Origin of the sequence: Bradyrhizobium sp. JYMT SZCCT0428 (genome assembly GCF_018131075.1) — a bacterium.
GTDB lineage: Bacteria > Pseudomonadota > Alphaproteobacteria > Rhizobiales > Xanthobacteraceae > Bradyrhizobium.
In genome coordinates this window covers 1-12,032 of sequence record NZ_JAFCLS010000101.1, presented here as the reverse complement: position 1 = coordinate 12,032, position 12,032 = coordinate 1, and the positions used below count along the sequence as shown (strand labels likewise).

13 protein-coding genes are annotated in these 12,032 nt (G+C 58.1%); 4 read left to right on the top strand and 9 right to left on the bottom strand.

Going from position 1 to position 12,032, the window contains the following annotated elements:
* Window positions 1-196 precede the first annotated feature (196 nt).
* The 8 genes from JQ575_RS42540 to JQ575_RS46300 form a co-directional block, all read right to left on the bottom strand.
* A complete protein-coding gene (locus tag JQ575_RS42540) occupies window positions 197-703 on the bottom strand; it encodes a hypothetical protein (protein WP_212039109.1) in 507 nt (168 codons plus the stop codon).
* A 614-nt stretch (window positions 704-1,317) separates the two neighbouring features.
* The gene (locus JQ575_RS42535) at window positions 1,318-1,971 is read right to left on the bottom strand and encodes a hypothetical protein (protein WP_212039108.1); all 654 of its coding nucleotides are present in this window, start codon (window positions 1,969-1,971) and stop codon (window positions 1,318-1,320) included.
* Between the two features lie 117 nt (window positions 1,972-2,088).
* Entirely contained in the window at window positions 2,089-3,000 is a 912-nt protein-coding gene (locus JQ575_RS42530; protein ID WP_212039107.1) for an alpha/beta fold hydrolase, read from the bottom strand.
* 59 nt (window positions 3,001-3,059) lie between these two features.
* Complete coding sequence (locus JQ575_RS42525; protein WP_212039106.1) at window positions 3,060-3,383, bottom strand: hypothetical protein; 324 nt, start codon at window positions 3,381-3,383, stop codon at window positions 3,060-3,062.
* Between the two features lie 194 nt (window positions 3,384-3,577).
* On the bottom strand, window positions 3,578-4,003 hold the full coding sequence (locus JQ575_RS42520) for a hypothetical protein (RefSeq protein WP_212039105.1): 426 nt from the start codon (window positions 4,001-4,003) through the stop codon (window positions 3,578-3,580).
* Between the two features lie 122 nt (window positions 4,004-4,125).
* A complete protein-coding gene (locus JQ575_RS42515) occupies window positions 4,126-4,365 on the bottom strand; it encodes a hypothetical protein (RefSeq protein WP_212039104.1) in 240 nt (79 codons plus the stop codon).
* A gap of 201 nt (window positions 4,366-4,566) precedes the next feature.
* Window positions 4,567-4,770: a hypothetical protein gene (locus tag JQ575_RS46305; protein WP_312016130.1), complete on the bottom strand. Its 204-nt coding sequence runs from the start codon at window positions 4,768-4,770 to the stop codon at window positions 4,567-4,569.
* Window positions 4,771-4,862: 92 nt separating this feature from the next.
* Complete coding sequence (locus JQ575_RS46300; protein WP_312016129.1) at window positions 4,863-5,090, bottom strand: DUF5681 domain-containing protein; 228 nt, start codon at window positions 5,088-5,090, stop codon at window positions 4,863-4,865.
* Between the two features lie 791 nt (window positions 5,091-5,881).
* On the opposite strand from JQ575_RS46300, the gene JQ575_RS42505 reads away from it, so the two are divergent.
* On the top strand, window positions 5,882-8,722 hold the full coding sequence (locus JQ575_RS42505; RefSeq protein ID WP_212039103.1) for an autotransporter outer membrane beta-barrel domain-containing protein: 2,841 nt from the start codon (window positions 5,882-5,884) through the stop codon (window positions 8,720-8,722).
* Window positions 8,723-8,766: 44 nt separating this feature from the next.
* Entirely contained in the window at window positions 8,767-9,381 is a 615-nt protein-coding gene (locus tag JQ575_RS42500; protein WP_212039102.1) for an invasion associated locus B family protein, read from the top strand.
* A gap of 250 nt (window positions 9,382-9,631) precedes the next feature.
* On the opposite strand, the gene JQ575_RS42495 is transcribed toward JQ575_RS42500, so the two are convergent.
* On the bottom strand, window positions 9,632-9,874 hold the full coding sequence (locus JQ575_RS42495) for a hypothetical protein (RefSeq protein ID WP_212039101.1): 243 nt from the start codon (window positions 9,872-9,874) through the stop codon (window positions 9,632-9,634).
* A 652-nt stretch (window positions 9,875-10,526) separates the two neighbouring features.
* Here JQ575_RS42495 and JQ575_RS42485 point away from each other — a divergent pair.
* Both JQ575_RS42485 and JQ575_RS42480 read left to right on the top strand, forming a co-directional pair.
* A complete protein-coding gene (locus tag JQ575_RS42485) occupies window positions 10,527-11,021 on the top strand; it encodes an FkbM family methyltransferase (protein ID WP_212039100.1) in 495 nt (164 codons plus the stop codon).
* A 243-nt stretch (window positions 11,022-11,264) separates the two neighbouring features.
* Window positions 11,265-11,948 (top strand): hypothetical protein, encoded by a 684-nt coding sequence (locus JQ575_RS42480; protein WP_212039099.1) that lies wholly within the window; start codon window positions 11,265-11,267, stop codon window positions 11,946-11,948.
* Window positions 11,949-12,032 lie beyond the last annotated feature (84 nt).

The following is a 12,032-nucleotide window of genomic DNA, read 5'->3' as shown; positions in this document are numbered from 1 at the left end:
GGCGCTTTTGTCACTGCTGGCAGCCGGCTCGGATCATTACCCGATCGGCGAGGAAATCATCAGCGAGAGCGACGCCGACTTTTATCGGTCGATGATGCGGGCCGCGATCATTCGCCGGATCAGTTAAACGCCAGCTCATCAGAACTCAAGGACGCGCGGCAACCGCGTGTGCTTTCCCAGCTTTCGGTCGGCCAACCTAGCCGCGCTGGGAACGAAATCCCCCCCGGGGACGGTGTCGCTGTTCAAGCTTCGTCACGCGGTCGTGAAAATGGTCATGTCCGCCCTCGAGCTGCGTCCCATCCGCCACGGCGTGCCTGTCCCCGGCTGAAAAGGCAACGGAGGAAGCAGGATTGAGTGCGATCGCCTTATCAAATTCGATCGCAAGTCCGAATTCTTGGGTCCGCGTACGCGTCATGCCTCGCAAGATATAGAAGAGAGGGTTTACCGGATTAACGTTGATGGCACGGTCGAATTGCTCGAATGCTCGCTCGTAATTCCCTGCATGGCTGTGAAGAAAGGCGACTCTGGCAAATTCGCTACCCTTCCTCATTTCGGATTGAATTTTCGGATCTCCTACGAAAGGAATTGGTGCACGGCAGGCCGAGACTACGACCGGAGACGACGATGAACGATCCTCTGCGCGTGCAAAGCTTCCAATTCCACCCAGGATCACTAGAGACTGCGCCGACAGAGCAACTGCCAACCGCGTTCGCCGAAACCGGGAACGCTTTCTAGAAGTGCAAACGATGCGAACGCCATAACTTTTTTGCCACGAACTCACAGTCTGCCTCCCAATATTATTAGCGGGATTCAAGTTTTCTGGAGGGTGCGCTAGATACAACATTATCATGTATCAACCATATTGGCTGCGCCGCACATCTCCGATGTCAGATGCCCCATATCCCGTTTGGTACAATTACTATCGGTCGGATCCGATCAAGGTGCCGGCCTCGCTTGAAGAGGGCGCAGCCATGAGGACGCCAGATCTCGCAGCCCATTTTTTCTCCGGTCTTGGCACGCCACCCGCAACCACCTCGCTTCGGGTGAAGGTACCTACGCTAGTCATCTGGGGGATGCGCGATCCCCATATGCTGCGGCAACAGCTCGACGGTCTCGACGCGTATGCGCCGGATCTGACCGTGGTGCGGATCGAGGACGGCGGCCACTACCCTATGCGTTCCTATCCGGAGTGCATTCAGCCAGCCCCCGAACTGACCGCCGGTTTCGGAAAGCCGCATCATCCACTTTCAAGCTACGTGCGTACCGATTGTTCTTCGGCCAGCCGCCCTGCACCCCGTTCTGAGGGGCCCGACAACGCTATTCCATGCGCAACAAACGGCCGACGATCGGCGTCGCGCCGGGCTTGGCCTGCGGGTCGACCTGGAATATGACCTTTGACGACTTGAACGTCGCTGCATAGAGGCCGCCGGGCGCCAGCGCACGGTCCGCGCTTGCGAAATCGAAGAACTTGCCCTTGAGCTGAGTGCCGTCGAGATCGACCTGCTCACGTTCGCCGGCAACGTCCAGGCGCTGTAGGACGAGTGCACCGCCTCCTTTGGCCTCGACCAATGGCGAGGCGCCGTAAAGTGTCAGCTGCGGCTTGGGCAGTGCTATGCTGCGCAGCACCGTGGCGGCCGCCTCGCTGGTTGCCCGCGTCGTCATATACGTCTGCCTGGAATCGCAGGCGGTCTTCTCGCTTTTGACTTCGGCGAGATGGACGACGCTCTCCTGGGTGCCGACGATCACGGTGCCGATACCGCTGATCTTCTCGCGTTGACAGGAGGTCATGTAGCTGAGCACGATGGAGCCGCCGTCGCCGATCTCGATGACGGCTGCCGGCGCCACGTAGTCCATGAACTCGGCGCCGGTGACCTTGCCCTGGACGTCCTCGACCACGGCGACCAGCAACTTGGCCGCGGCGGAGGTCGTCAGCGTCACTAGGACGGCGCAAACAGCAATCAATTGTTTCATCTCGATATTCCCATCCGAACCGCGCCAGATTGGTTTAGTCGGCGTCGGCGCCGTCTTATAGCACGTCCCGCAGCCGACGGCGGCCGCATCGGATCGTGGCCGCGAAGGGCGTTTCGATCACTTCGCGAATGCCCGAATGGCCTGATTCACCAACTCCGGATGGGAACGCATAGGGTAGTGGCCGCCGTCCTCGATCCGCACCACGGTCAGATCCGGCGCATACGCGTCGAGACCGTCGAGTTGCTGCGGCAGGATATGGGGATCGCGCATACCCCAGATGACCAGCGTAGGTACCTGCACCCGAAGCGAGGTGGTTGCGGGTGGCGTGCCAACACCGGAGAAAAAATGGGCCGCGAGATCTGGCGTCCTCATGGCTGCGCCCTCTTCAAGCGAGGCCGGCACCTTGATCGGATCCGACCGATAGTAATTGTACCAAACGGGATATGGGGCAGCCGCAGTGTTGTATTCCCGTTCGTACTGGGACGCCTTGATCTGGGCCGGGTTGGTATGAAGCTCGCGGAGGAAAACCGCCGGATGCGGCGCGTTGAGAATGATCAGGCGTTCGACCCGGGTCGGATAGGCGGAGGCGAATACCCAGGCGACGTACCCGCCCCAATCATTGCCCACGAGAGTGCACCGCTCCATGCCGAAATGGTCCAAGAGACTGTGCACGTCACCAAGCAAACGCGGCATGGCGTAAGCCTCGACCGCCTCGGGTGCGTCTGAAGGGGCGTAGCCACGAAGGTGGGGAGCTACCGCCAGGTGATCGCGGCCGAATTCTCTCAGCTGGGATTCGTAGAGCAGAGCGTTATCCGGATGGCCGTGAAGGAACAGCATGAGTGGGCCTTCGCCGACCCGGACAAAGAAGAGCCGTGCACCGTCGCCGGCGGCGTAGCCGCTTCCAAACGGTGGCTCGGGTGTCGCGTGAGCCAAAACTGCGCCAATCGAGGGGGCGACGACGGTCGCCACCCCAAGTTTGGCGCATGAGATGAGGAGGCGCCGCCGCTGGACCTTGTGAGTTGCTGTCACGCGACGACCTCCAAACGGACGCGGCGATTTGTCGGCATCCGATCAGTCTGCTCTCTGCCCTACAGGCAGTCAATTTCGCGCGGCATGGACGCCGTGCCTATCTGAAACGGGCTTGCCCTCTTCCGCGTCCCTGATGTTCGCCCGTCGGCAAGCGCGTCCTGGTGGTCGGCGCGGGAGGTGATGACGGGTTCTGCCAGCACGCCAAGTAGACCTAGACCGGCGCCGGCCTCGGCGGATCTGGTGTTCCGGCCAGGCGGGGCCTGGTTGATGGCGAAGGCCAGCGGCTTGCCTATTACGGCCTCGACGGTCGGCCAGGTCGCCACCTGGAAGGTGCCTGCGCGCGCGGTTGTGGATTCGCGGAACTTCCTCTGGTGTCTGCGCACCGGGCGCGCGACCTCCCCGATAGCGATCCGCTGCATATGATTTTAGGAGTAGCGAAATGACGCGGAAACGCCTTAGTGGTACAGCGTGTCGGCCGGGCGTTCGCCTTGAACTTCTGACCCGGCGCCGGCGAGTCATGAAGGAACGCTGTCGCCGGACAACTAAATCTTTGTACCAACTTCGCCCGAGGCCGAGTTCAAAAGCACTGCCGGAAGGGTTCGCGTGGATCAACTTTGATGCTCGACCGGAGCACTTCCATGTGGACGTGATTTGTGATCCCCGGGTATTTCGATGCTAGATTTTGGGCATGACCTATCAAGTCACCCGGCCGCACCTCACCACTAAAAAGCCCAAGCACATAGAACAGTTTGATTTCCCAGCCCGTGTAATCGCCGTTCCCTCGAATGAGGACACCCCGCATCGAAGGATCGTCTTTGTAGGGAAATGCCTCCCGGATTACCTCACCGCCGATCGGCGAAAGGATTTTTTGCATCGGGAAGGCTATAACATCGATCCCCATATGGGAGCGATGCCCCCTAGAAGCCCCTGGCTGGCCCGAACCGAATGCGTCCCTGCCTCTGCTTTGCATTCTGCCTTCGACTATTGAGTGAAACTCAGCCATCTGCGCTCTCCTGAATTTACTCACCCTTCTCCGGCGTCGGCTTCTTCACAACCTTCTTCAGCCGCTCATCCCAGCGCTTCGTCCTCGTCCGCTTCCAGCTCGCGTGCATTTCATTGAACTTGTCAACTTGGGTTTTTCGGTGATGCGTCAGCGCAAAAAGGAACATTTGGGCCGGCATGCATCGCAAATTCCAGGCCGTCTGTCTTTTCTTCGGCTAACGCATTCGAGGCCAAGACATCGGCATACAGTTCGAGCAGCATCACCGTCAGTTCGTCGCTAATCATGCCGTCGAGCGGAGAAGATGGCGCCGGCTGCAGGGCTTCCAGCTTGATGATACGGGCTTCTACGTTGCGGACGCTCATTGCAGAACCCCCTTCGGCGCATACTTCGCTATCCATTCCTCAGCTGTCGCGCAGGGGTGGGGCACGATGACAATCGGACCTGTGGCGTTCGCTATTGCCGCCTTCTCTTCAAGCGTTGGAGGCTCGCTGACGTGAAAGACATATTGGCGCGGCGGTTTGCGGAATTGTTCCAGTTGGCGGTCCGCACGTCGAAGTTGCGGCTCATTGGCTTGTCATCCTTTCCAACCGCTCCAAACGTTCGGCAAGTTCGGCCGTCTCAAACGCCTTCACATAGGCCTCGATCAGCTTGGAGATTTCGCCTGCGTCGGCGGGCGTAAGGTCGCCAGCGGCAACGGCGGCAAGAACGGCAGAAACAGTCGCGGCGGCATCTTGAGCGCTATTGATTGGTGGAAGCGCGAATGTCACCGGGCGATCCCTGCGGGCGGGAAGGATCCTGTCCAAGCAGAGCCTTAAGGCCGCCATGTCGCCCGTCAGGGCAAGGTCGATCGCTTTCTGAGTCAGCGCCGTTGCTTGCCCATCAACAACGTTTCCAGAGCTAGAGTCGTGGCATTACGGGAGCCTTTGGGGCGGCCGTCTGGATTGCCGGATTTCCCTGGCTTGAATCGCGTGTCGGCCTGTTTCCGGCCTGTAATTTCAGGGCTTGGCATCAATGCTCCAAATAACGAGCCGGCCGAGCCGAGCGAGGCCTTGGTTTTTTCGGCTTTATGACCCGCCTCGTGAATCATGGGTGCGTCATGACGAGAATGGTAGGCTTAAGCTGCAGAAGTTGGGGAGATTGCGGATGTTAAGGTGTGAGCGTTCGAGAGGGCGGCCGCCAGATGAAACGAAACAAAGGGCGGGCCGATCGACCCGCCGCCGATGATTGATTAGGCCATCATAGCTCAAGATCAGGCCGCGGCGCGTTGACCTTGCCACGCAACAAACCTGGAATAATCAAGCCGGTAGTACAAGTGCGGGAATACCCTGATGGTGGCCGTTGCTGCCATCCAAAAACCGAACGACTAAGCCGTCTTCATCATCATCCTCTTGACCGATCCCAATCACAATCACTCCGGCTCAGAAAGCCATGGACTGTCTCTATGTCTAAATCTTTCTGCTTAATGATGCTCGCTAGCCGCCGCGCATCGTGGCGTCGGAGCAAAGCGGATGCGAAAGAACGTGTCTGCGGCTAACTCGCGCAAAATCGAATGACCTTTCCCCTGTTCAATGTAGATCGATTTCGGCGCCATTTAGAGAGCGCTTATCTTGAAATGGCGGAGTTCCACCGGCTGGGTGAGAAACCAAAGGCTCCTGATCGAAAACAGCCCGTAAGCGTGATGTAATTTGGCCACAGCGAACAAAAACTTGGATTGTTTGGCCTCTTGAGATCATCAGTTCGCTTGCTGTCATGTGAAATTTTGGTTGTGATAATAGAGCTTTGCTCGGGCTTTCCGCACTCAGCGGGAAAGAGGTATGTGGGGGATTTATGGCCCAGTTTACAGCGAAAGCCCGGAGCAGGTTGCTTGCCAGTAGCGCTATGGCGGTTGTTGTTTTCTCACCGCCAGCTTTAGCGCAAACTAACACTTATAGCACCGCGGCTGGCGGTACGACGTCATGGTTCGACGATCTAAACTGGACACTGGCGCACAGACCGACGCAGTTTGAGGATGCGGTTATTGGGCTTTGCAGCCCCAGCTCATGTTCTGTTGTTGTAGATGGACTTGGTGCAGTAGCGAATTCCGTCGCTATCAATGGAGGGGATGAACTTTCGATCTCCAGCGGTGGAAGTTTAAGCGTGTTTGGGAGTGGTGGATCGGGGTCGATAAGATTAGACGGGACGTTCCAAGCTGGTGCGAACAATCTCACAGTCTCAAATTCTTTCTTTCTTACCTCATCGAGTATAGTCGATACCCAGGCCAACACGCTCACCCTTTCGGGCGTCCTCAGCGACACGCCTTCCAGCGATGGCAACATTCCAGGCACGCTCACCAAAATCGGGAGCGGGACATTGGTGCTTACGGCCACCAACACTTATTCGGGCGGCACGCAGTTAAATGCGGGCACTGTTTCGGTTTCGGCGGACGCAAACCTCGGCGCCGCGAGCGGCGGATTGACCTTTAATGGGGGTACGCTCCAAGTCACTGGTACAACTTTCACCTCGACACCCCGGACCATCACGTGGGGTTCAGGAGGCGGCGGCTTCGACATTGCAAATGCTGGAAATAATTTCACCGTTGGGCAGTCGCTAACGGGTACGGGCGGCCTGAATAAATTGGGCGCAGGCACACTGACCCTGACTAACGCCAATACCTACACCGGTCTCACGACTGTGACTGCCGGCGCGCTCAACCTAGCGGCAGGCGCAAGCCTCGCGGGCTCCGTGCTCAACGGGGCTACCTTCGCCAATGCGGGAACCGTCAACGGTAGCCTGACCAACAATGCCGGCGCAGCGACTACCAACAGCGGGACTTGGACTGGCAACGTTGTTGCCAACACCGGCACGATCACCAACAACTTGCTGTGGAACGGCAGCATCGCCAATGCTGGCACGTTCGTTAACAATTCGAACGGCACTGTATCTGGGTTGCTGACCAATACAGCCGGCACGACGACCAATGCTGGCCAGCTCAACGGCGGCGTCACCGTGTCGGGCGGATCGCTGACGACGACTGGGACGATCTCCGGCGGCCTGACAAATTCGGCTGCCGTGAATGCCAGCGGAGTGATCAACGGTCCCGTCGCCAACAATGCGGGCACGTTTACGGTAACAGGCACGTTGACAGGAAACGACGCCTTTACAAATGCCGGTGGGGCGACGCTTGCCGTGGGAGGAAATAGCTTTACCGGTATTACGACCCTGACGAACAACGGGTTGGTCAGCATGGCTAGTGGTACGCTCGGGACGACAGCCACAATCAACAATGGCACGTTTAATGTCGCTGGCAACTCAACCGTAAATGGCTCCTTCAGTAACGCCGGCACGATTAACCTGCAAAACAATGCGGCCGGCGACAGGCTCACTATCGGCGGCAATTACGTAGGATCACCGGGAAGCAGAATACTGCTCGACTTCAGCACGCAAACCGGCGGCACGGATCAGGTTGCTATCACAGGCAGCGCGTCCGGTTTAACCGCGGTTTCGGTGCTCAATCTGACCCCCTTGGCTCCGTTCACGACGGGAGCCACCCTGATCCAGGCAGGTTCGATTGCACCTGGCACGTTCACGCTTGCGAACGCGCAGAACTTCGGAACGAGCGAATTAGTCCTCCTGCCACAGAATGGGGGAGCAACGCTTGCTCTCGGAGCAGTCCCCTCCGTGGCAGGTCTGTCCAGCGGAGTCGCTTTGACCGCGGCTCAGACAATTGCATTCCAATCCTCGGATGTGGTTTTCGACCACATTTGGGAGGTGCGAAATGCATTCCTCAATTCTTCTCAACCCCAAGCCCAAGGCTTTGCCGATGAAGCCCTCCGCTATGCCGGAAAGCGAAATCGGACTGACGCGTTCGCCGCTTTCAAAGCGCCGCCGCCCGTCGCGGGACCAACGATTCGTCCAGCGGTTTGGGTCAAGGGATGGGGCGACTATCAAGACCAAAGTCGCTCAACAGTCATCAACTTCGGCGGACAGACCTTCCCCCGGGATCTCGGTTTCCGGCAGCGGAGCGGCGGTGTGTTGGCCGGTGTCGATGCCCTGATCAAGAACGTCACCTCCGCCGACGACGCGCTGCTTTTGGGCGCCTTGCTGGGCTATACGAACTCACATGTCGACCTGAAGGCTTCGCCGACCACGCAAAATTACGAAGGTGGAAGTCTCGGGGCCTACGCGACCTATCTGAGGGGCAACTGGTTCACCGACCTGATGTTCAAGACGGATCTCCTGAACGTCGCCATCAACGGCGGCGGAATCAATCAAAGGGCTGATCTCGTAAACTATGATGTATCGGCGAACATCGGCTATAAATTCGACTTGCAGAACAAGTACTACATCGAGCCGACGGCTGGCATCGAATACGTCAGCTCGAACTTCAGCGGCACCACCGCGTTTTCACCGACGACGATTGCGCTGAATGATGGCGACGCCACGCGCGGACGGATCGGCGCCAGGGTTGGCACCGAATTTCTGGTCAATGGCGTGCGGATTGAGCCAAGCTTGCTCGGCTACGTATACAGCATTTTCAGTCAGACGGGTAACGCCCTCGTCTTCAGCAGCACGGGCATCACTCTTCCATCCGACGTGGGCAAGATCCGCGGTGAGATCCAGGCCGCCGTCAACTTCTTCAATCTCACGAACGGGGTGTCAGGATTCGTGAAGGCCGATACGCGCTTCGGCGATAACTTCACCGCCGGTGGCGTAAGGGTTGGTTTGCGTTATCAGATGTAGGGTCAAAAGGTCGTCGCGTGTGGGATTATCGGGGGCTGCCGAAGATGGCAGCGCTGCTCGGCACCGGATTGGATATTCGCCAGCCCTTCATAGCCGGATCAGTGACAAATGCGGCAAAGTTTGCAATCGTCGTTGCGCTAACATTTGGACTTTTTGGCCAGAGCCAGGCCCAAGCTCCGAGGGCCAAAGGCGCCCCGCCTCCGGCGCACACAACACCTGCGCCATCAGCCTCCGCGGCCGCAAATGCGCCGCCTCCCGGCTGGGTTGCGCGATGCACTAGCGCTGGCCGCACCACGTCGCTCGAATGTGCAATTGAGCAGGCGGCCGTTTTGACCAAGACCGGCCAGTTGATCTTGTTGATCAACATCCGCGTGCCGGCCGACACGCGCGCGCCTATTGCCCTGGTCCAGTTGCCGCTCGGTCTCAATCTGCCGGCCGGCGCCACGCTCCAGATCGATGACCGGAAGGTTTTAAATCTGCAGATCCAAACCTGCGAGGCGCGCGGCTGCTACGCAAACTTGCCGGTTGCGCCGGACATGCTCGACGCCATGAGGTCGGGTAAGCAGCTAAAGGTTTCGTTCCAGAATCTGGCAAAGGAAACCATCACAATTCCCATGCCGCTGGCGGATTTCGCCGCCGCGTATGAGAAGATAAAGTAGGCGTCGCCGTCGACTGAGCATTGATCACCCCAGGCTGCACCATACCCCGCAGGCTACACCATACCCCGCCAATGCGTATCCAGTGCGCAGGGCCGATCGGTAGAGGGTTTCCCTCGAAGGCCGCCCTGTCAGGCAAGGCGCGCTGCTGAGAATGCGCAGTCCCTAGTTCGAGCAGCCATACCGACCGACCAGAAGCGACTTGCGTCACCGCCATCCGGTATCACATCAGCCATCGTTTTCGCCCTTAAGGTCAGCGCATCCGTTCAAAAGCTCTGAGAGCTTGAATTTCGGCCCAGCCGTAGTTTGAGGCGTAGCGTTGGCGATTATGGTCGCCCGGTTTGTGCCGGGAGACCCGACCATACGTGCAATCAGCATTTGGGTAGATTGCAGCGCAGGCCGCCGGTTCCGAAATCGCTTGTTCTGCCAACGCGGGTTTTGCCACGAACGACAGAATAAGCGCCGCGCCCAAGGCCAATATCTTAAAGTTCGTCATTTTAGGTACCTCATAGGTGTGATTTAAATGCCTCAATCCGAAAGAGGTTCCCCAAGATTTGTCGATTGGTGGGAATACTAGGGTAATGTTCAAGGCGCATACTCTGCCGAAACTGGGCTATAATCTGTCGCCAGGTTCGTAGACCTGCCGACAGTCGCCATCTGACGCCTCTGGCATCGCCGGCGGCCTTGAGGCTAACCCTGCATCGTGATCCACCGAGCTGAATGAACCGGTAAATCCTTTATGAGGCTCTGAATGCGGGATTTAAGGCTAATAGCTTCGTTAGTCGCAGCGTTGACCCTTGTAGGCTGCTTCGAAGGCCCGCCCGGGTCCTGCCGGTCCTCAAGGAGCCCAAGGTGAAAAGGGTGCCCAAGGCGAGAAAGGCGCTCCGGGCGAAAAAGGCCCTAAAGGTGACAAGGGCGACAAATCCTCGATCGCAAGTACGTCTATGAGCTCGACATTGACGTGTTCCTGGGCGGCATCTCCGACACCGACTACGTTTTCCTCGATTGTGGCGCCGACTACGGTTACTGGTCGACGATCGTGTCGAGCCGCCGCTATGGTTCCCAACGCGATTCCTCTTCTAACTACGCTTACTTACGCCGGAACGCTGTTCTGAACGGCGACCGTTTCGAGACAATAAAAAGCGCGATTGGCGAAAAAATCAGGAGCTGCGTACCTTTCCGGCGGCAAGCACGCATCGATGTCGATAGCCGACCATGTGGAGGGCGGCGAGGCGGTCCCCATGGCATCGCTGGACGACCTGATGGACCGAATGGATCTGTCTACAAAGCGCCTTGTATTAAAGCTCGATGTCGAGGGCCTCGAAATCGCTGCCATGATCGGAGGGGCGCGTTTGCTCAAGACCGATTGCGTGATGATCTGCGAGGACCACGGTAACGATCCGCTCCATGCGGTTTCGACGCACATTCTGAACCACACCGACTTGCAACTGTTCTGCTCGATCCCGATGCAGGACGCTATATCACCTGACGAACACATCGCCACTCGACCCCATAAAGAAGGCTGTCAACCGCGGCTACAACGTGCTTGCGACCTCAAGTCACTTCTGGGAAGCTCGTATTCTCGCGTCCTCGACATGAGGAGATCGCGATCCGGACTGGACCCCACGACAAGCTGTAGGTAAGTGCCATCTAGGTCCCCAACTGCTTGTTAATTTGCACCCGGCACCGCGCCGCGCTTCAATGGGCCATGCCCGAACTAACCCGCTGGCGTAACCAACGTCCTCGCGGGTTAGCCAACGCGTTCGCCAAAGGGTCTCAATTTGGTACCAATGTTACCGTTGGCTGACGTTTGATCCGCGCGATGCGGCATTTGATCCGAGCCGCGACGTTGGTTCAGCACCAACTCGATGGATAGGAATGACGCAATGAAGCGAGCAATTGCCGTTTTTGTTGGCCTATTGGCGTTGATCTCGACTTCTGCTGCGCAGACGCCGGTCGCGATTGTTGAGGTGATTCAGGGCAAGGTCACCGGCGCGGAATTCATGGACTACCTGACACCCAAGACGGTGATCAAGCTCGGGAACAACAGTTCGATCGTCATCAGTTACCTGAAGTCCTGCCGGCGCGAGAGGATTGAAGGAATTGGTACAGTTATTATCGGAACCGAAGAGAGCGTAGTGCACCTCGCCTCCGTTAAAGAAGACCAGCCGCAGTGCGACGCCAACCATGCAAACACTACTACCCGGGATACGAACGGAGTCGCGGCAACAGCCTTTCGAGGCGTTGGATCGAGCGGTAACTCGAAAATGAACCATAACTCGATGACAGCGCAACTTACTTTGTACGGAGCGTCACCGCTTGTGCAAGCCACAGGGCACGGCACCCTTGTAGTCGAACGACTCGATGAGCGGGGCGAACGCCTGCGAATCGATCTCAACGGCAAACAGTTAAAGGGCAAATTCTACGATTTCGACGCCCACAAACAGGCATTGAGCCCGGGTGGTATCTACTTGGCCAAATTCAAATCGTCTCAAATCGTATTTGAAATCGACGCCCACGCCAGGCCCGGTGCAACGCCGCTTGTCGGTCGCTTGCTGGTGATGGATTAGAGGGCGCCCAGGGGCGGCCAGCTGGACGGGGACCGCTCATTTCCCCTTCGCCTTCAGGCCCAGGTCTCCCAACGTGATGGGGAG

Excerpts from the sequence above, each read along its gene's own strand:
- JQ575_RS42535 (WP_212039108.1), bottom strand. The coding sequence starts at position 1,971 with ATGAAACAATTGATTGCTGTTTGCGCCGTCCTAGTGACGCTGACGACC.
- JQ575_RS42520 (WP_212039105.1), bottom strand. The coding sequence starts at position 4,003 with ATGGCTGAGTTTCACTCAATAGTCGAAGGCAGAATGCAAAGCAGAGGC.
- JQ575_RS42515 (WP_212039104.1), bottom strand. The coding sequence starts at position 4,365 with ATGAGCGTCCGCAACGTAGAAGCCCGTATCATCAAGCTGGAAGCCCTG.
- JQ575_RS46300 (WP_312016129.1), bottom strand. The coding sequence starts at position 5,090 with ATGATTCACGAGGCGGGTCATAAAGCCGAAAAAACCAAGGCCTCGCTC.
- JQ575_RS42505 (WP_212039103.1), top strand. The coding sequence starts at position 5,882 with ATGGCGGTTGTTGTTTTCTCACCGCCAGCTTTAGCGCAAACTAACACT.
- JQ575_RS42500 (WP_212039102.1), top strand. The coding sequence starts at position 8,767 with ATGGCAGCGCTGCTCGGCACCGGATTGGATATTCGCCAGCCCTTCATA.
- JQ575_RS42495 (WP_212039101.1), bottom strand. The coding sequence starts at position 9,874 with ATGACGAACTTTAAGATATTGGCCTTGGGCGCGGCGCTTATTCTGTCG.
- JQ575_RS42480 (WP_212039099.1), top strand. The coding sequence starts at position 11,265 with ATGAAGCGAGCAATTGCCGTTTTTGTTGGCCTATTGGCGTTGATCTCG.